The 20,563-nt window shown below is 44.4% G+C and carries 13 protein-coding genes and 1 other annotated feature; of the genes, 4 read left to right on the forward strand and 9 right to left on the reverse strand.

Annotation, left to right across the window (positions count from 1 at the left end; translation table 11 throughout):
* Positions 1–6: 6 nt before the first annotated feature.
* The 6 genes from C4F51_RS15140 to C4F51_RS15165 all read right to left on the reverse strand — a co-directional run bounded on the left by C4F51_RS15140 (position 7) and on the right by C4F51_RS15165 (position 10,450).
* Positions 7–3,024 carry a type I restriction endonuclease subunit R gene (locus C4F51_RS15140; RefSeq protein ID WP_193911206.1) on the reverse strand — a complete coding sequence of 1,006 codons (3,018 nt, stop codon included), beginning with the start codon at positions 3,022–3,024 and terminating at the stop codon, positions 7–9.
* Positions 3,025–3,038: 14 nt separating this feature from the next.
* Positions 3,039–4,202 carry a DUF4268 domain-containing protein gene (locus tag C4F51_RS15145; protein ID WP_193911208.1) on the reverse strand — a complete coding sequence of 388 codons (1,164 nt, stop codon included), beginning with the start codon at positions 4,200–4,202 and terminating at the stop codon, positions 3,039–3,041.
* A gap of 9 nt (positions 4,203–4,211) precedes the next feature.
* Positions 4,212–5,522 carry a restriction endonuclease subunit S gene (locus tag C4F51_RS15150; RefSeq protein ID WP_193911210.1) on the reverse strand — a complete coding sequence of 437 codons (1,311 nt, stop codon included), beginning with the start codon at positions 5,520–5,522 and terminating at the stop codon, positions 4,212–4,214.
* Entirely contained in the window at positions 5,522–7,951 is a 2,430-nt protein-coding gene (locus tag C4F51_RS15155) for a type I restriction-modification system subunit M (protein WP_193911212.1), read from the reverse strand. The genes C4F51_RS15150 and C4F51_RS15155 overlap by 1 nt, the downstream gene beginning before the upstream one ends.
* Positions 7,952–8,064: 113 nt before the next feature.
* Positions 8,065–9,003 carry a WYL domain-containing protein gene (locus tag C4F51_RS15160; RefSeq protein WP_193911214.1) on the reverse strand — a complete coding sequence of 313 codons (939 nt, stop codon included), beginning with the start codon at positions 9,001–9,003 and terminating at the stop codon, positions 8,065–8,067.
* Between the two features lie 256 nt (positions 9,004–9,259).
* Positions 9,260–10,450 carry a Tn7-like element transposition protein TnsE gene (locus C4F51_RS15165; protein WP_202987700.1) on the reverse strand — a complete coding sequence of 397 codons (1,191 nt, stop codon included), beginning with the start codon at positions 10,448–10,450 and terminating at the stop codon, positions 9,260–9,262.
* A 274-nt stretch (positions 10,451–10,724) separates the two neighbouring features.
* On the opposite strand from C4F51_RS15165, the gene C4F51_RS15170 reads away from it, so the two are divergent.
* Positions 10,725–11,941 (forward strand): IS3 family transposase gene (locus C4F51_RS15170; RefSeq protein ID WP_193911216.1). Its coding sequence is split into 2 segments (ribosomal slippage): positions 10,725–11,004 and positions 11,004–11,941, totalling 1,218 coding nucleotides; the frame shifts between segments, so codons are not numbered across the junction.
* Positions 11,003–11,119, forward strand: a sequence feature (AL1L pseudoknot). It overlaps the preceding gene by 117 nt.
* Before the next feature lie 95 nt (positions 11,942–12,036).
* Here C4F51_RS15170 and C4F51_RS15175 read toward each other — a convergent pair.
* Genes C4F51_RS15175 through C4F51_RS15185 form a run of 3 tightly spaced genes read right to left on the reverse strand, consistent with a single transcriptional unit; the run spans position 12,037 to position 16,811 of the window.
* Positions 12,037–13,341: a TniQ family protein gene (locus C4F51_RS15175; RefSeq protein ID WP_193911218.1), complete on the reverse strand. Its 1,305-nt coding sequence runs from the start codon at positions 13,339–13,341 to the stop codon at positions 12,037–12,039.
* A complete protein-coding gene (locus C4F51_RS15180; RefSeq protein WP_193911220.1) occupies positions 13,334–14,416 on the reverse strand; it encodes an ATP-binding protein in 1,083 nt (360 codons plus the stop codon). The genes C4F51_RS15175 and C4F51_RS15180 overlap by 8 nt, the downstream gene beginning before the upstream one ends.
* Positions 14,406–16,811, reverse strand: a complete 2,406-nt coding sequence (locus C4F51_RS15185) for a Mu transposase C-terminal domain-containing protein (protein ID WP_193911222.1) — start codon at positions 16,809–16,811, stop codon at positions 14,406–14,408. Before C4F51_RS15185 ends, C4F51_RS15180 begins: the two co-directional genes overlap by 11 nt.
* Positions 16,812–17,583: 772 nt before the next feature.
* Between C4F51_RS15185 and C4F51_RS15190 the strand changes: the two genes are divergently transcribed.
* The 3 genes from C4F51_RS15190 (at position 17,584) to yghU (ending at position 20,459) form a co-directional block, all read left to right on the forward strand.
* On the forward strand, positions 17,584–18,396 hold the full coding sequence (locus tag C4F51_RS15190) for a hypothetical protein (protein ID WP_193911224.1): 813 nt from the start codon (positions 17,584–17,586) through the stop codon (positions 18,394–18,396).
* Between the two features lie 190 nt (positions 18,397–18,586).
* On the forward strand, positions 18,587–19,120 hold the full coding sequence (locus tag C4F51_RS15195; RefSeq protein WP_193911226.1) for a hypothetical protein: 534 nt from the start codon (positions 18,587–18,589) through the stop codon (positions 19,118–19,120).
* A 496-nt stretch (positions 19,121–19,616) separates the two neighbouring features.
* Positions 19,617–20,459, forward strand: a complete 843-nt coding sequence (gene yghU, locus C4F51_RS15200) for a glutathione-dependent disulfide-bond oxidoreductase (protein ID WP_193911228.1) — start codon at positions 19,617–19,619, stop codon at positions 20,457–20,459.
* The last annotated feature ends 104 nt before the right edge of the window (positions 20,460–20,563 follow it).

Consider the following 20,563-nt stretch of genomic DNA (forward strand, 5'->3'; position numbering starts at 1 on the left):
TTCTACCTACCTACCTACCATTCGTTGCATACTTTGCGTCCACGACGCTTTAAATGCTGAATCTCCTGCGAACAACTTGTAGAGCTCAAGTTCATCTTTACGGCGTTGCAGCATAATTTCCTTGAGCATTTTTTCGAAAGCCAAATCTCGATTATGAGGATCTGGGTTGTTTTTGTATTTAGATTCAAAATCTGGGTGATTACGGATACTCTCAGCGATGTTCACGAACTTAACCTTTTGCTCTTCAGGTGTGGCACTCCAGCCCTGGAACCATCGTTCATTAAATGTGCGAATTATTTCATCCAGCGGGTCAGTTTCTTTTTCACCGCCATGCGCCCCACGTGGGTTCGGATTTTGAGGATCAAGCTCCGCTTCTTGGTCACTAAGTTTAATACTGTGGTTAAGCTTCACACGTTGCAAACCGTATGAACTCAGATCGACAGAATCGAGAAGCTCATCAATAGCATCAGCATCGGGATCTTCTACTTTCAATTTCGGTATTAAAAACTTCAGGAACCAAAACAGTTTTTCCCAGCTGACCATTTCATAAGGCATGATAGAAGCCATCTGCCCATAGATTTTCACGAACTGCTTGGCTTTAATCTTAAAGTCCACTTTAGCTTCAGCTTCAAGCTCCAGCTCATGGTCAAACCGTGCTGCTGCAACATCAATGATTGGACTGAGTGTCTGGGCGTCTTCATTCTTGAAATAACGCGTCACAAAGTCTTCAACTTCATACCACTCGTACACACCGACATCGTCCATTTCATCTTTCAACTCGTGCAGTACGTTTATATCTGTAGCTTGGGACAATGACGTTGCTGTGTAGAAAGGATCGAATGCTGACTGAATATCTTCAACCGAGTTGAAAAAATCTAAAACAAACAGGTCTTCAGTTTTTTTACCCCATTTAGGCGCACTTCGATTGAGACGAGACAATGTCTGTACACACAAGACACTGGCGAGCTTCTTGTCCACATACATGGCGCAAAGCTTAGGCTGGTCAAACCCAGTCAGATACTTGTTAGCAACCACTAAAAGTCGATATTCATCGGTATCAAACATATCTTTGGTATCTGACTCGGAAAAACCATTAATATCTGCTTCGGTATATTCAATACCGTCAACTTCTTTGGTTCCTGAGAAAGCAATGGCAACTTTAAAGGGGTTCCCTTGCTCCTCAAGTATCCGCCTTATCGCTTTGTAGTATCGAATGGCCGTCTCAATATTTTGAGTGACCACCATTCCCTTACCTTTACCTTTGAGTTTTTTCGCATTCACGACATGTGGAACAAAATGCTCCAGCATAATCTCTGCCTTGGTATCAATTGTTTGCTGGCTTCGCTCTACATAAGCTCTGAGTTTTTTCTGCGCCTTTTTGGTATCAAACTCAGGGTTATCAGCGATTGATTTCTCAATCTCATAATAACTTTTGTACGTCGTATAATTTGCCAGCACATCCAAGATGAAGCCTTCTTCAATGGCTTGTTTCATCGAATACAAGTGAAACGGCTTGAAAGAGCCATCTTCTTGGCGTTGACCAAATTTCTCCAAAGTGCTGTTTTTTGGTGTCGCTGTAAATGCCAGGTACGATGCATTCCCGCGCATCTTGCGCGATTTCATCGCCTGAAGGATTTTATCCTGAGCATCTTCTACCTCTTCGATTTCAGACTTGCCCATCGCTCGGTTCATATTGTCATGCGCCGAACCAGACTGTGAGCTGTGTGCTTCATCGATGATCACCGCAAAGCGCTTGTCACTAAGATCAGCGATACCATCAATAATGAACGGGAATTTCTGAATCGTCGTTATAATGATCTTTTTGCCATTCTCCAGCGCCTGCTTAAGCTCAGATGACTTGTTCGCCGGGGCAATAATGTTCTTTACTTCAGAAAACTCTTTAATGTTATCCCGCAGCTGCTTGTCCAATAGGCGTCTATCGGTGACAACAATCACAGAGTCAAACAACGGTTGCTCCAAGCTTTTTCCGCCTGCCACATCAGACGATGCAGGATAGGTTTCAATTAACTGATAAGCAGCCCAAGTAATCGAATTAGACTTACCTGAACCGGCAGAATGTTGAATTAAATAAGTCTGACCGACACCGTGCTGGGCAGCATGGTCTACCAATTTTCTCACCACATCCAATTGGTGGTATCGAGGAAAGAACAGGGTTCGCTTTGGTAATGGATCTTTGCTTGACCCATCCAGACGCACAAAATGCTGAATAATATTCGCCAAGCTTTCTTTGGTGAATACTTCTTGCCATAGGTATGCCGTTTTATGGCCAGTTGGGTTCGGCGGATTGCCTTGTCCAAGATTGTGTCCTTTATTGAACGGCAAGAAGAAGGTACTGCCACCTGATAACTTGGTGGTCATATACACTTCGTCGGTATCGACCGCCATATGCACTAGGCAGCGACCAAAGGTCAGCAATGGCTGAGTTGCATCTCGATCATCCCGATACTGCTTTTGGCCGTGATAACGTGCTGTTTGCCCCGTCCATGCGTTTTTCAACTCCAGCGTTATCAATGGTATTCCGTTGATAAACAATACCATGTCGATTTCTTGTAGGGGATTTGCCATGGAATAGCGTACTTGGCGAGTACAACTAAACACGTTATCTGCAAAGTTTTGCTTTACCTTCTCACTACTGCTTGCCAAAGGGGCTGGATAGAGCAAATTGAAATGAGCATCGTCTACGCTTAGCCCTTTCTTAAGTAAATGCAGAATGCCATGCTTCTTAATCAGTCGGTCAAATCGTTCGAGTAACTTACACTGCCAATCTGCGGGGTTGTTCTTTTGCAGTTTGGCCAGCTCTACTTCTTGTGTCTTTTGCAGAAATTGCCAGAAAAAACGCTCATCAATGGCATATTGCATATTAAAGTCACTAGCAGCACCAATGAAGTATCCAGCACCCAGTGACTGCTGACTCAGCCCCTCTTTGAGCTCTTCAGTACTGATCCCAGCCAGACATTTCTCAATGGCCGACTCTAATGCTTGTTCATTGGTTTGACTGACCATAATTGTAAATTCCCTTAATCAAAATTCTTCTGTTTCATTGCCTCAGCCGCTTTTTGTAGCGGTCCTTTCAAGGCTTTTTCTAACTTTGTCATCTGCTCTAAGTGCCATGCAACCGCTTGGGGCCAAGTCTCTTTATTAAACCCATCAGCTTTGGTCGAAAACTGGATACGGCAAGATTTCTTCTCATCCAGCCTCATCCACTCAAGTTCTGCACCAAAAGTATGTTCAATGTCCTGTTTGGACTGACTCAACAAGTCAAAAAGGTATTTATTCTCTTCGGTAACCCCACGGCTGATCCAAAGCTCTACTCGAAGCTCTTTTTGCAGAAATATCAGGTTATACGGACATCCACTTAGCCCTGAGCCTGCTGATAACCAATGATCTTTGCTTGGGCTAATGTTGTTATAGAGTTGGCAAGCGCTTTTCTGAAACGCCTCTAAGGCACGCTCCCAGTACTCGCGACGCACGGTATGGCGGTTTTTCAGTACCACTTCGGTGGTTTTTTCTTCCGCTTCCTTGGCATTAATGCCGATCATCAACTCTTTCGCTTCTGGCGTTGGGATGATCTGGTCAATATTAATCAGGAGCTGTTCACCCAGTGAATAAGGAGTGATTTTGAAGCAGGCAATGCTAATGCCTTGACCCAATAACCACAGCGCTGTGCTGGTGACTTCTTTGCGAAAGTTCGCCGCAACTAGCATAATGCGCTGGCTGTTACCCAGGTTGAGCTTTAACTCATCCAGATCGGGCGCATCCAAAAACTCACATATTCTCGCCGAGGCACTTGCAGGGGCATTTAACAAGTCAACCTCTCCTGTTACAGGCTCATAGCGGTCTAAATACTGCTGGTAAATTTCAACGATTTGCGCCTTGGTTAAACTTGCACAGTAAGAGGCATATTTAAGCGCCTGCCAAACCACATCTCGGCCACTGTCGTCCAGCTTGTTTTCAATAATGACCAAATTGCCATCTTTATCCAGCGCCAGTAAATCTAAGCGTTCACGGGTATCATCAAAGCCATCGAACTCCTTTTGAATAATCAACAGCTCTTCACCGAGTGAGGAAGGTTCGTGTGCCAACCATTCCTGAAGATGTTTGCGCTCAGTAAAGCCCAACTCACTGAACTTCTTCGTCTTAACCGGACTAATCCTATTGGTCTGATGATTTACCGTAAACATATGCGCGTCCTATTGCTCAACCATTTCTGGGGTGATTTTTATTTTTCCTGTCACGGCGCTGTTGATCAGGGAGGTTTTGTATTCCTTGATTTTTTCAATTTGCTTGGTCAGAACGCTAATGCCACCATCAATTTCTTGATGACTTTTTTCAATTTCTAAAACCACCTTATTTTGCGTTTCGATATCTGGCAGAGGAAAAAACAACTCTGAAAAATCTTTATATCTAAAGTCAGTTGACCTTTCGCGAATTCCTTTTGCTAAAGATTCGATAAAGCCACCTAACGCTAAGCTTCTTAAATAAAGTGCATAGTATTTTGGATTAACCTTCACACCTGTTACTGGGGTGCATGCAGAATATACTGGGCTTGATTTACCGTCAGAGTCGGAAACACCTATAGCTCCCGCAAACGCATCCATTGCATGAATAACAAGATCTCCTTTCCGTATCCCCTGATAACCATGCTCCTTAGTAGCAAATGTAAAACCTTCGGTTCGCCTGTTAGTCCGTAATGTAACCTGGCCATCCCTAAAACATGTAACAACATCGTCTTCGAGCCTAACAGGTCGGTTTTCTTTCTTAAAAATATACTTAGCTCTTCTAACCTCCCAATGTTCTGGAATCTTTCCAATCCAATCCACACCGGAATCTTTCATTGGCACATTAAGATCAAGCCCTTGGGTCACCGCCTGTTGGATGATGATCTGCTTACGCTCTTTGAGCAGGTTAATTTGCTGCTCTTTGATAGCAATCGCGTCGTTAATTTGAGTCGTTTTCTTGTCGAGAAAATTTGCAATTAGGGACTGCTCTTCTTCTGAAGGCAGGACAAAAGGAATCACCTTCATCCTTGTTTTTGAAAGGTCCCACTGACCAATCCTTACACCATCTGATGCACTACCAAAAAACGATACGTATAACTTACTGCGTATCGCCCAATTGAAAAACTCAGGATTTATTGCCTTTGTAAAATCAAAAACAAAATACGCAGGACTTACAATTCCAGTGAACTTTGATACACCGTAGGAACCTTGCCACGCTTTCATTTTATTCATACCAAATTGACCTTTCTCAAGCTTTTTATAGCCGCTAAGATCATCTGGTATAAAATTGTGATTTGACTCTTGATCATCCACGTCTCTCTCAATAACACCTTGTTCGCGTGTTATCGAAAGCAGTGGCAATTCAGGGCAGTTTTTGACCGATACTGGGGATAGGCACGAGCCCAATTTAACCAAGTCCCAATGCTGTGGAATTTCGCCAATCCACTCATAACCCGAGTCAATATATTGATCATACTTCGGCGTTGAGGTAATGCTTTCCATTAGGCTTCTCCCTGAACTTCCGCCACTTTTACGCCTAATATTTGTGCAATCAAACCCTCAGCCTTCTGCTCTAGGTTAATAATATCAGTTGCTACTTCTTCAAGACTACGTAATGGCTTATGCAGATAGAAATACTTATTGAAGCTGATTTCATAGCCAATTTTTACCGTGTCTAGGTTTATCCATGCCTCATCGACATGAGGCTTCACTTCGTCTAGGAAGTACTGGTAGATGCTTTGCTTCAATGGAACAGATTCTGTGTCACGCAGGTCTGAACTCGTCTCGTAAGTAATGAACTCGCCTTTTTTACCGCCTTCTGTGGTAGGAACGGGGTAATAACCAAAATCTGGCAGGTCAGCGACTTCACACTCATAGCGATCCAGCAGGTCGTTTAATTTTTCACCCGTTAATTTAACGGTCTTTTTCACCACTTTCTTGGCGGTTTCGTCATACCAGCTCACCGCGTTCAGGATGGCATTTTTCTCAGGTGCTGAAAGCTTAATGGCATGGGCTTTTAGCGATTTATCAACCTGGGTTTTAAAGCTATTGAAGTCATCAAATTCATTGCTACCGATGTCAGCCATCAGCGTTTGTGCTGTTTCAAGCAATGCTTTTAGCGCCAGCCAGTGTTTCACATCAAGCAGTTTAGCCTTAGCCTTGGCATTGAGACTGATGTCGTTTTCTTCACACCAAGAAAGAATGTCTTTCTCGATGGATTTTAAAAAGCTCTTTTTCTTGTCAGAACCATAGCCATTTTTTTCGTAAACACGTTCGTCGTGCTCTGCGTACACGTACTCCATCACTTCACTGAGCTGCTTATCAAAACGCAGTGGGGCTATTGCGTCTTGAGTGAACTTTGCTCTTCGGCGGTCTGGGCGCTCGATAGTGACTTTGTAGTAGCCAAAGTCGTCATTACTAAACACCTTACTGGCGATACCGATAGGATCATTGTTTGCATCAAGCGCTCTTTCAACATCCTCACACGCGAGGTAAGTATCGGTGATTTCCGTGATGTGCTCAGGCGCAAATTCGCAGTTTTTGTTACCCAAGTTCTTACGCAACTTACGGTATAGCAAGCTGGCATCAATCAGTTGCACCTTGCCTTTGCGTGCCTCAGGTTTATTGTTGTTCAACACCCAAATGTAAGTGGTAATACCGGTGTTGTAGAACAGGTTATTTGGTAACTGAACGATGGCATCTAGCATGTCGTTTTCAATGATGAAGCGACGAATGTTACTTTCGCCACCGCCCGCATCACCGGTAAAGAGCGATGAGCCATTATGAACAGAAGCAATCCGGCTGCCTAATGGGCTTACGCTCGGATCTTTCATCTTATTGACCATTTCCATTAAGAAGAGCAGCTGGCCATCACTTGAACGTGGCGTGGCATCCACCACTTCGAGATTTCCCCAATAGTCTTTCAGGCTAACCTTAAAACGCGGGTCGATCACATCACTGCCGTCTTTAATGTGCTTCTGTTCGGACGCCCAACTCTTACCATATGGCGGGTTAGACAACATAAAGTCAAAGCGAGAAGCCGCAAACTCGTCGGTAGACAAGGTTGAGCCTACTTTGATGTTCTCAGGGTTGTTACCTTTGATCATCATGTCCGATTTACAAATCGCGTAGGTCTCGTCGTTGATCTCTTTGCCGTAAAGGTAAACATCACGGCTGTCGTTCGGGTATTTCTCTTCAATGAAGTTTTGAGATTCAGTCAACATACCACCGCTACCACACGCAGGGTCATACACTGTCATGGTAAGCGGTAACTGGTCTTTCACTGGGTCAAACACCAGGTGCGTCATCAATTCAATCACTTCACGTGGCGTAAAGTGTTCACCTGCTTCTTCATTGTTTTCTTCGTTGAACTTGCGGATCAACTCTTCGAACACGTAACCCATACCCAGGTTAGTAAGGGCTGGCATCTTGTTGCCATCCGGGTCTTCGACCGTTTCATGAGTTAAGTTGATGTAAGGGGAAACAAACTTTTCGACGACATCAAGCAGGACTTGCTTTGAGGCCATGTGACGAATTTGCGATTTGAGGTTAAAGCATTCAATGATCTCTTTAACATTATCGCTAAAGCCAAGCAGGTACTCTTCAAAGTTGGCGAGTAATATCTGTTGGTTATTTGTCGCGGTGTTGAACAGGGATTTCAGAGTCCATTTAGACGTATTGTAAAAGACATAACCACTGGCCGCCTTTAATGGTTCATCATCAAGCTCCGTGGCTTGCATCTCTTCTTTTTGGAACTTTACCTCTTCAAGCACGGCTTCTTTGGTGGGTTCAAGTAACGTATCTAAACGTCGTAATACCACCATAGGTAAAATCACATCACGGTACTTACCGCGAACGTACACATCCCGTAAACAGTCGTCGGCAATGTTCCAAATAAATGAGATGAGCTTGTTATGTACACTATGATCCATTTTCTTTTCCTATTCAGTGTTGGTTGCACCCCACTTGGTTGCTGCAACGGCTTCACTATAAATTTAAAATTCAGTTCTTTATGTAACGTCTCAATGGTCGCTACATCGTTCGATTAACTTGTTCTACCCGGCGCAATGCTTAAGTTTGTGACACCATAAAGTGCCTGGCTGTTACGCAACCAAAGCTGATACTCAAAGCCCATTAATGAGTGTTCCGTAGAACAATCCACATGCCATTGGCGAAGCAAATACCCTGCCGTTGCCGCTCTAATCTCAACCTTTAGAACGCCACCCGTCATGCCATAGTCCAGCTCTATCGCCTCGCTGTGTTCAATACGTGGATGCGGCACTAACTCTAGTTCTACAAATCGGTTCCATTGCCGATCTTGGGTTTCGAGCTCACTTTCTTTGATAACAGAAGGCGACAAAGTGGAATCTTCAATCACAACCGCGGCTTTAATTCGGGTCAGCACAAAGTCACGAAACTCGCCATGCTTGCGGTCAAAACCACGCACATGCCAACGCAGCCCATTGTCCACCAGCGTATGCGGCACAATTTCACGCGTGGTTTCACCGCTCGATAACGACACATAGGTGATACGCAAGGCTTTGCCTTTGTGAATGGCCTCGGTGACTTTCGCCACTATCGATAGATTCGGTTTGTTAAGGTGATAAGGCGCTTCACAAGCAAGGGGTGGTTTTACCTTTCCAGTGAAGCCATCTCCGTAGCCTTGGCTAATGGTTGCCAGTGTTCTCACAACGTCGTAGTCGAACAAGGATTCAAATGCTTCACCACGCTTATGCAACTTGAGCTTTTGGTCATACTCAATGTTGCCTGGTGCAAGCTCTCGGTACATTGTGAAGTCTTTCGTTGCTTGTGCAGCGGCTATGCTGAACCGATCGACTAAGTCTGCCCGTACCGCTTCTCCCTTAAACAATAAGGTGAAATCGATGTGGGCAATGCGATCCCTGGTTGCTTGTGGCAACTGCGCTATCTGCGAGAGCCTATCTGGCTTCGCCACTACTGTTTGTTTCAGACCATCATTTGTCATGCGTCTTGTTTATCCAATTCAACCAGATTCTTAAAACTCTGTTTATAAAGTACGGACCGACATCGCGTAATCACATTGAATAGCGTCACTCAATGCTGCTCTGCATCCGCAATGACTTAGCAATCTCTACCGGTTGAAGCTGGACAGACGGCTATAGAACACTGAATAGGCTTCAACCTAATTAATTTTATTAGGTATCATCCTATCACAAATTATTTTGTAGGGAAGACTAAGCGGCAACTTTTTGATCTGTAAACTAAAGCTTTTCTGCAACTCTTCCAGCCCAATCTAGAATTGACTCAGTAGGAATACCTGTCGGGTGTCCTTCTACCGACTTAGGGTGAGATATACCAATATGCTTTTTGAAGCCAAACATGGCATCCATTTCTTGGGTTGGCCATCCAAGAGACTTTGTCACTACGCCTTTTTTGATTCGAGAAAACTGCTCTTTCCAATTGCGAGTATCAATCTGCCGTATACATTTTGTGGAGATCCATTTACTCAGACCTGTTACATCAACTTCGAGCAAGTAATTCACATGACCATTTCGCTCCACGACAACGCAACGAATCGTTCTCTTTGCACCAGAGTCAATCAAGTGGCATTTACTGCGTCCAACCTGATCCAGCTCATTAGTGTAAGAATCAATGATTGTGCAGGCGTATTTTTCCTCTAGCATTTGCACCATCATGTTAAAGGCCGTAAAACGAGAAGCATACTCCTCTGATTTATCAGTACAATCTTGCATACCTCCGCCCATGTCTGCCGAAGGTACCTCGCCATTACTACCAGGCTCATTGGTACTTACCGTATCACCCGCTTTCTTGGATGTATCTATACTGCTATATGGCCTATGACTCCTTTTGGGCGTTGTTGCTTTAGACGTTGAAAAATGATTTTTAAATCTTACTGAGCAGGTGTTTTCTCCTAGCAAGAATGCATGGTTAGCATCGGAAGCCTCTCTATCGTCATCGATAATATGATCTTCTGGGCGCTCATACGGTTCAGGGCCTTCACAACTAATCGTTGGCTCTTGGCCTTCATCTGGATGCGTAAAAGACGGGTTATGAAAGTAGACCCTAGACGGCATTTGAGCATTAATTTCAATATCCGTTATCTTTTCAACCAAAAAGTAGCGACCACTTGTATCAAGCCTGCCTTCATATGAGAAAGACCACCCAGACATTTGAGGTGGATCGAAATGAAATAGCCAGCGCTTAAACCCCGCATATACATCACGGTCTTTCTCGACGTTGAAGTATCTAAAAATCGATTCAAATGAACGCTTTGCATTGCAATCAATAAGCAACCAGCTCAACATTGCTCTTGTTGCTGAATCATTGAATGCCGAAGGAGGAAAGTTTGATGTTTGCAACACTTCGATATTGGCATAGTCCTCCTTGGTGTTAACTTCGACCTTGAAGTCTATAAGCAAACGAGAAGACATTAATGACGCTCGCGATAAGTAAGAGCTGGCATAAAATAGGACCCTTGCCAACTCAAGCTGAGGAATAATCAGTTTAGGGGCAGATACTCGGTCTAATACAAATGCATGTTGCTCTGACTCTTTCTTTCTTAAAGACCCTGCTGACTCTGAGTCTGGGAACTCACTCAAGCTGCTGTGTCGAAGGAACTCATTACTTCTAAATTTATGACGCCCTCGTTTAGCATTGAATCGCTCCGGGTTTGTCGGAGGCTAACTTTCTTGAGAGAATTAGCCTATGAAAAAGAGACCCGGATATTCACCTGAAACGCGTGAACGAGCTGTAAGGCTTGTGCTCACCACCGAACAAGATCACAGCTCGCGCTGGGCTGCGATCACTTCCGTTGCCAACAAGATTGGCTGTACGCCTGAAACACTTCGCGCCTGGATAAACCGAACTGAATCCAATAGCACTCCACCATCCACCTCAAGTGCTACAGAGTCAGAACGCATTAAAGCCTTGGAGCGCGAGAACCGTGAACTCAAACGTGCGAATGAAATCCTGCGTTTAGCCTCGGCTTTTTTTGCCCAGGCGGAGCTCGACCGCAAACCGAAACTCTAATCCACTTTGTTGATGCCCATAAAAGTGCTTTTGGTGTCGAGCCGATTTGTCAGCAGTTACAGATTGCACCATCAACGTATTATCGGCACAAGCAATTGGAGAAAACACCCGAGTTGCGGGCGCGGCGAATTCAGCAGGATGAGCGTTTAGTCGTTGAAATACAGCGTGTTTGGACTGAGAGTAATCGCAACTATGGTGCGCGAAAAATCTGGAAACAACTGCGTAGAGAGGGGTTTGATGTGGCTCGTTGTACCGTTGAGCGGCTCATGCGTCAATTGGGTATTGAAGGTGTGCGTCGTGGCAAAAAGTGTAAAACAACGATCCCCGATCACAAGGCACATTGCCCGCAAGATCTGGTTAACCGTCACTTTAAAGCGGACAAGCCAAATCAACTTTGGGTTGCCGACATTACTTACGTCGCCACCTGGTCAGGCTTTGTCTATGTCGCCTTTGTAATCGATGTATTTTCACGTCGCATTGTTGGTTGGCGAGCGATGACGACAATGCAGGCGGATTTAATTCTGGATGCATTGGAGCAGGCATTGTGGGCAAGAGGAAAACCGCGTGGCGTGATTCATCACAGTGACAGGGGCAGCCAATATTTATCCATCAGCTACACCGAACGCCTTGCTGAGGCAGGATTTAATGCGTCGGTTGGGAGCGTGGGCGATTCTTACGATAACGCCTTAGCTGAAACGATTAATGGACTCTACAAAACCGAGGTTATCCATAAGAGCGCACCGTGGAAAAATCTTGATGCTGTGGAGATGGCGACACTTGTATGGGTTGAATGGTTTAATAACCGTCGGCTTCACAGTGCGTTGGGTTATGTGCCGCCAAAGGAGTTCGAAGAAATTTTTTATCAACAAACTGAGTTGGCTCATGTAGCATGACTCAAATTAAACCGCCTCCGAAAAAGTCGGGGCGATTCAAACTATCAAATTGTAATTAACAATTACGCTATGGCAGCATATTGCATTTAAATAAGCTAATCCGGCTTAGTCAAAGTCAGATACACGTCTTGAATCACGCTTTTTAGCAAAAACTTAGGCAAGCCGGTCTCTGCGCGAATACTAAAGTATGCCTGCTTCCTAGACTTCGGGGCATCATGGGCTCCACTGACGAAATACCTCAACGCCTTTTCTTGTGCGCAGCGATATTTCTGCAATCGAAGGCTGGAGAGAAAATCCTGGTTTCTTTCCACTATGTACCGCACCTGTACTGGAAAGCGATACTCAAGATAGCCGACGGAGACTTCCAGCGCTCTAGCGACTGCTTTGAGAGAGAGGGGTTTTACTTCATCCTCCATCAGTTGCTGAAGTTTATGCAACAAAGCTTCATGATCGCGTTTAAAACGAGGAGATGCGCCCATGAAGCTGGAAGGAAAGGGGCAAAACTCTAGATAATTGAAGCTTCGAGAAGCCTGTACCGCATTACCACTCAATAGATCGTAAAGAGAGATACCAAGACGAAACGCTACCTTGCGTGCGGTATTGAGGCTGAGAATTCTCATACGATAACCGAACGAAGATAATTGATTACAATCCAGTATTTGATTGAAGTCTTCCCCTCTTTGTCGACGTAAACAGTCGTCAAAAATTCCATCAAGCGACTGGAAGACTCCGTCATCCGGAAGAGAGTTATATCCATATTCGGACAAATCCCTAAACAACTCAACAATATCTCGGCCTATGTCTTGCCAACTACTAGCGAAGTCTCGCAGCTCAAGCATATTCCCTCGCACCGAGAGTGGTGCACCACAATCCTGACAAAAATCTAAAGCTCTTCGTTTAATATAGCTTGTCTGATCACAACCGCAGTGATCACATTTCACAAGTAGGGGGGTGTAATGAATAGGACATGCCTGTATCGCTTTAAATTGCCAAATAAGCTTGAAATAAGGCTCCTCCCCCATCATTGCCATTTCAGTAAAACATTCAGGACACCACCTGAATCCTGCGTGCAGCTCTCCTCTGGACATAGTAAGGGGACCACTGAAAACTGTAACTGTTGTGCCTGCGAGACATTGGTGAGTCAAATGTTCGAATATGCTCACAAGCCCTTGAGCGAGCCCATTTGATCTAAGTAGATCATGAACATATATATGATGAGGAAGAGTGACCAATTGCCCACTATAACTCTTATCTCTTTCAGCCTGTCTGACTACAAATCTCAGTAGCTCACCAACGAAAACTCCGTGCCTGTAGGCCAGTCTGTGAACGTAAGAGGGAAGTGACTCCACCTCAGCAGTTCTAATGCCACGTACAGGGATTGGAAAAAGGCGGTTAGACATCCGGTAATACCTCCGTCCGATTGCCAGATTTTTGCCGAGTTGGATTCTTCTGAAAAGGCCTACCTTTGTTCTTATTATTACTATCAATGCGCCCGTCGCCAGCGGCTAACGCTTGTCGAACACCGCCAGTTCGCTCTAATAGCGAAGTCCTCTCCAACCATTTTTCGCCATTCCGTATCTCAGCGCTGATCTCACGCAAGTCCATGTCGGTCAGGCGCTTGCTTCGCAACAACTCTTCACTCACCGGCACATTATGATATGACGCCACTGCATCTGTGCGTTTGAGCCAAGCCTTGAGTAGGCCAATACACCCCAGGCTACCCTCGTACATCAACTCTGCTACGTCATTGAGCGACGTTAGTGACTCGTCCAGGCTCAGAAACTCCGAGTATTTTTGCAGGAGTTGGCCGAACGCGACGATGTCTTCTCGATTGGCATGATACCGAGGGAAGTGAACCTGATGGTTTCGACCCAAGAGATGAGGAGAATTCTTAACAATATCCAAAATTGGATAGGCACCGACTAACACTAAAACTAAACCCGTGGTTTGAGCAAGACACTTCCATGAGTCCATTACTGCAAACGAAGCTTGCGCATCCTTACTGGCATACCTGACATGCTGAGCCTCATCAATAAAAAGATATTTTGTCTGACGAGCAATCAATGCGTGTTCCAGTGCAACCCTAAGGGTTGCCTCTGTCGAACGATCCATTTTTTGCATGGCTATAAGGTCCTCTAAATCGTGTCCTTTCATCGAAAAAAGAGGGTGCTTCACCGACTCCAGAAGTCGCTGTGTGAAGGCCTTGGTAGAAAAGCCTCCATGAGGGCCAGCATTTACCGCTTCCACAACTACCGCAGGAAGTAGCCCACTCTCATCGAAATGACTTTCACCAAACAACATCTGTATCAATCGGTGAATTAGCAACGATTTTCCTGCGCGTGAAGGGCCAGTTATACATACAACTTCACCCGGTGATGCGCAGCTGAGGACGGCAAACGCGTCGGCCAAAGCACACTGCCAATTGCGATGAGGAATTGCTACGTCGAACATGCTGGAATTAATGCTACCAGACATGTTTCACCTCCCAGTCCTCAACCTCAAGCGTTTGAATATCAGCATCCTTCAGTAATTGAAAAACAGAATCCTCCTCGTATTCTTGCGACTCATCAACGGGGGATAAAACCGCTATTTGACTCTTTCCATGCTGTTGACGGCTTTCAGTCATACTTCGGATTATCCTAACTACCTCCTCATCAGCCTGCGCCTTCACCTTTTGGCGAGCGCTGAACGCATCAAGCACAATAAGGCCGTCTACCCATTGCGATATAGGGTCCAGTGCGGAATACCGATTGATCCTTGAGCTGTAACATGGCACCCATCTATTGCCTATCAACGCATAAACTACGTGCGGGTTTTCAGGATCACACCTAACCTCTACAGAATTTTTCTTTGCCTTCAACTCGTTGAGCTCTGGTGACCAGTACCAAATCCCTCCAATGTGAAGACCTCTCTGAAAATCTATCTTGTAGTTTCGCCCATCGACAGCGGTTGCAATTGCATATTCACTGTTAAACTCTTGTCGTACACCGATAAAGGGAAACTCTCTCATGTGCCGAGCCAAAATGTTCCTTGGCGCACTTATAGAAGCGCTTTTCGGGCACGAATCGCGCCAGGAAATAAAAGTCTCAAACTCTCGATAAAAATCATACGGCGTCAGAACAGCCAACTTCTTCGGTTGCAACTTTCCGTCGACTCCACGAGCATTCTTGAAGTCCGTCGTATTTCCAGGCCGTTGCGATAACCATTGCTTCTTGAATTCGCCGAATAATCCTTCAACCTCACCACCGTAACGAGAATGCGAAGAGGGTCGTAAGACAAGCTCCATTTTGCTATGTGCTAGCAATGCAGAAAAATAAACCGAGCGAAAGTCAGAACCCCGATCTACGATAATCTCTCTTGGTAACATGCTATGGCGTCGAACACAGTCCCGCATAACCTTTGCAACTGATCTTCGGGACGGATTTTGGAATGAGATACTGAAAGCAAGTGTGCAGCCGGTGGCCAAATCAATCATTACCGTGAGCCAAGGTCTCATCACATGAGGGCATTCTTCTGAATCGAAGAAAACCAAATAGATATCAGCTAAATAATGGTCCACAGCGGCTCGCTGCCATGCAAGCTCAGCTTTTAATTGCCTCAGAAGAGGATTTGAAGGGGCTGCAACAGCATTTGCTTTCCGCTTCCCCTCTCTAATCAAAGCGACTCGTTCCGACAAGACCTGTAAGCGCCTGATAAAAGTAGTCCTTGCTGCAGGAGGGTACGCAGGATGTTCCTCCTGCGCTCTAACTCGATAACGAATATAGCTACGATAGTCACTTAAACCCGGTGAGGCAGCATGGTCCTCTATTATGTATTTATATAGAAATTCTTCGACCAACTCATTTACTTTTCTGCGCCGATTACCAGAAAAAAACCATTTGGGTATTAATGACTGAAATTCACTCCAGCCTTCACGCCCCCCTTTCTTTACAAGCGCCCGCCAACGCCTCACAGAACGGCCATTTTCATGTGAACCTATTCGTTTTAGGCGCTCTAGTGCAGACTCCGCGTAGGCTGTTGGTGGCATCCGCACCACCTCAATGGCAGACAATAAGCTATCGTGATATATCTTCGGCCCACGAAACTCTGAAACATACTTTAGCAAGTCCTTTCGCTTCACCAAATAACAGCCACGGGGCTCTGAAAGCATTTCGGTGTCGCACTCGAAGAATAACTTTCCTTCGTCTATACATTGAATAATGCTGGTATAGTCGTTTAGCTTCATTCGCTCGCGAAGATCATATAAAGTCCAGCAAAATGACTCTTCAAAAGCATTACTAAGATCATCTTCTACTATACATGGAGAGCCCATAGTTCTCGTGCGTAAGAGCAACTCCTGATTAAGCACGCGAAAACGTAAATCATTCGACGCAACAAAAACCCTAAATCCCAGTCCGATTTTCTCAAATACTCGCTTGGCAGGAAGGTAATCGATACTTCCATCATATCTCTTAACCCAGTCTTCAGCTTTAGCAGCCACAAGCTTCGTTATCGTAGCAACATCTTTCACCTCCACAACACATGGCCCATCTTTATCCAATATAAGAAAGTCAGCGGTATAAGAGGAGTTCCTTCTCTGGCCTTTGCTGTTGTTTTTTTGAATTATCACAGGTTCTGGCTGATCCCATATTTCGAATACATTCCTGTCGAATTCTGACAAAACAACGAAAGCTCTCTCGGCAGTCCTGCTTTCTGTTGAGATTGTCCGCTCCATTTTCTCGGAGTAGAACCATGAACAGACATTATTTCTGGCGTGTGTTCCTACCATTCGTGATGGCTGAGAGTTACGAGTATTGAGTATGTATTGCACAGCATCAGAACTGACATTGTGATCATCAAAGTAGCGGTATAACTGGCTTTCACTGAGCATGGCATCTCCCATGAGCGATCGAGTCGTGCTAACCGAGCGGGCAGCAGCGAACCTCGAAGGCTCAATTCGTGAATCAAAGAACTTGACTAGAGACTTTTAGGGAGGGATACTTCTGGCTCCTATACCGAGGGCATCGCCTTCCCTAAGAGCCGAAGACAAGTGTATGTTTTCGGCTTTTTTGTTTTCTACGTCATATAGTCAACCCTCAAAATACCCGCCCAAAAAGATTTAGACACTCTGATATATACCTGCATTAGTGATCTGTGAGGATGCACTTCAACCTTTATATTTTTTAGAAACTCTACAAATTTTAGGTAAATTCTTAATCAATTAAAAACCGGTTAAGTCCTTTAATTAATTATCAACTCGACCAAAAAATCACCTTTCTTCTATGACTCTATAGGACAGGTTTGGACAGGCGAGGACAATTTCATTTTTTCGATACATTCCGCAACATCTTCTACATGGGCAAAAAATCCCGATCGGCCCTTCAGGCGATATAGATTAATTGGAAGTGTTTTTCGTGCATGCGCTTTTCGCACTGCTGCCACAGTTTTATAACGAAATATTTCAGCCACTTCGTCAATCGTCAAAATTTGGCCATACTTTTCCCTCAAGTATGTCACCGTATCCGGGGATGTTAACGTCATTGAATGCACCAGCACCTTTGTTAGGTAGAAATGTCGTCGCCTGTCAAAATTTAACATCAATAAAGGGTAAATTCCCGGTAGAATTTAGTTATTAATTTCTGCTAAAAACTACAGGATCATTTATGCACCGCACCATATTTGAAGTCATGTCGAAATCGAGCAAAAAAAGAACTAGCTCAAAAACAACTGTTGGAACCCTCCAAACCAGAATTTGGCTGGAGAACCTCCTTCGCACCCATAAAATAAGCAGAAAAGACTTCACTAAAAAAATTGGTGCGGAAAACGGAGATCCCACGGGAATAGTTCTACGCTGGTTAAAAGGCCTACACACTGTCAAAGAAAGCCGTGTAGAAAACTTGGCGAAAATTTTCGAAGGAAGTGACGCTCCATATAAGCTGCCTCTATTTAAATTACTAAGAAACCGGCCACTGACAAAAGCTGACTTATTCAAGATAATGTCTCCATACATGCGCATATCTTGGTGGATATTTCCTGATCCCAAGCAACCTGAAAACATGGGACTTTCATTCCCTCCTTGCCTGATAAATGACACAGACACATTAATAGAAAGAGGAGACATATATGGATTTACAGCCATCCTATATTTGGTGAGAATAGCTGAAGCAGAAAAAGATGCGATTGCGCATTTTTATTATATGGGTGCCGCATATAGCGCGCTCCCAGGACTGTGTCGCAATCAATTATTTAGAAAACGATGGAGGGAAGTATTGGATTGTTTGCAAAGCATACATTGTCGAGTAATGACCTCAATGTTTATTGTGAAACCTATACCGTCAGTGATAGAGACGCAAATTTTTTCAAAATATCATATTACAAGACGCATATTCAGACCTATAGACCCTGAAACCAGCAGACTCATCGAACTACAGAAACCTTTTGAAATCGCTGATTTCCACCAGCCTACAAGGCAATGATCATATGGAAATCAGTTAAATATCCCGTTTTTTATTAGAATCTACAGTTCCAGCCACAATAATAAATATACTATTTACTCAAGAAAATATTATGAAGGAATATTTCATTTGCATTAAATGTGGGAAGGTTAAATACAGATCGAAATCGAGGCATTACAAATTAGATGAAAGTCAGAATAGTGGAATGACAATGAATACGGAAAAAATAGCCCAAGAAATAATAGATGCTGCAGATTTTTCGAGAATAGCGCATATTCACCACTCGAGAAAGTTGACAGGAAGAGTGAGATTTCATGACAAGAAAACTCCTTACATTGTACATCCGATATGGTGTGCAATGACCATTCTCACCGAAACAACTCTTCAGGAGAGTGTAAGACTAAATGGTTATCTTGCTTTAATGTGGCATGATGTTCTAGAGGATACGAGTATCTCTCTTCCTACCTTTGCAGATGATGCAGTCAAAGAGCTCGTAAATAGCATGACCTTTAGCAGCTTCGAAGAGGAAACAATGCGATTATGGGAAAAATCTCCGATAGTACGCCTGCTAAAACTATACGATAAAACCTCTAACCTACTTGATGCCTCCCACCTCAGCAAAGAAAAATGGAGTCGTTACACCGATTTCACCAAAAGACTAATCGAGGATGTACATAATAATTATGGGGATTTAAATATCGTAAAAATAGCTCAATCAATCACTGTATCTCGCAAGAGCGAATAAAGTGAAGCCTTAACTACCATTATAAGAGACACCCATCACCTGCTCCACAAAAAAACCATAAAAATCAATAACTTGAAAAAAACAACTCAAGCCAATGTAGTAATCCCGTCCTGATGGAAGGTCAAAATAGGCCTTGACTGCCAAGCTCGTGGCATAAATGAAGCTCTACAACGGCCAATCTATGGTGTCAATTCACGGCCAAACTATGGTGTCATGAACAATACCTGTTTTTACCTCATATCCTGGCCACCCGGGCCAATATATCCTGCATTGACGCACCATAAGTGGCGGCGTTAGCACTGCACAATTTCCATATCAACCAACCACGTGTTCGTTGCATTTTCAAATGGCGCCCCAACCTATCTCAAACCGGGAAGGATGCGGGTGCGGCCTATCATATCTCGTCAAACGCCCAACCTGAGCCTCAATGAAACGCTTAAGAAATGGTAATTATGATGCACGCTGATGTCAGATTACGCCTGAGGAAAAATTGAGCATGACCACAAAAACTTACACCCCACCAAAAGTATGGCAAGCACCGCAAACCTCTGACGGCGCATTTGCCAATATCAATCGCCCTGTGGCTGGCGCTACGCATGATAAGGAACTGCCTGTTGGTAAACATCCGCTTCAGTTGTACTCGCTGGCAACGCCGAATGGCGTGAAAGCAACGATTATGCTGGAGGAGTTGTTGGCGCTTGGGCATAGCGGCGCGGAGTATGATGCGTGGTTAATTCGCATCAATGAAGGTGATCAGTTCTCCAGTGGTTTTGTAGATGTAAATCCGAATTCAAAAATTCCTGCCTTGCTGGATCGAAGTTCCGATACGCCGGTGCGGGTGTTTGAGTCCGGGTCGATATTGCTTTATCTCGCGGAAAAATTTGATGCGTTTTTACCAAAAGACACTGCAGCTCGCACGGAAACATTGGACTGGTTGTTTTGGCAAATGGGCGCAGCGCCTTATTTGGGCGGCGGTTTCGGTCATTTTTATGCCTATGCGCCTGAAAAAAATGAATACGCCATTAATCGCTTCACCATGGAATCGAAGCGACAACTGGATGTGTTGAATCGCCAGCTGGCTTTGCACCCTTATATTGCAGGAGAGACTTATAGCATTGCTGATATTGCTATTTGGCCATGGTATGGCGAGCTGGTGCGAAATAATGTGTATGAGGCTGCGGAGTTTTTATCGGTGCATGAATACCCTCACCTGCTCCGTTGGGCAGATGAAATTGCAAAAAGACCGGCAGTAATCCGCGGTCAGCGCGTCAATCGCGTTTGGGGAGATGAAACAACTCAGTTGGCAGAGCGCCATGATGCATCTGATTTTGATAAATAATCAGGACGTGCAATTTAGTCGGCGCAGGCTGGAGAACAACAATTTTCCAGATTTTTTATATTAAAAATTGCAGAAATTTAATAAAAAAAAGCCACAACATATAA

The organism is Cellvibrio polysaccharolyticus (assembly GCF_015182315.1).
Taxonomy (GTDB): Bacteria; Pseudomonadota; Gammaproteobacteria; order Pseudomonadales; family Cellvibrionaceae; genus Cellvibrio; species Cellvibrio polysaccharolyticus.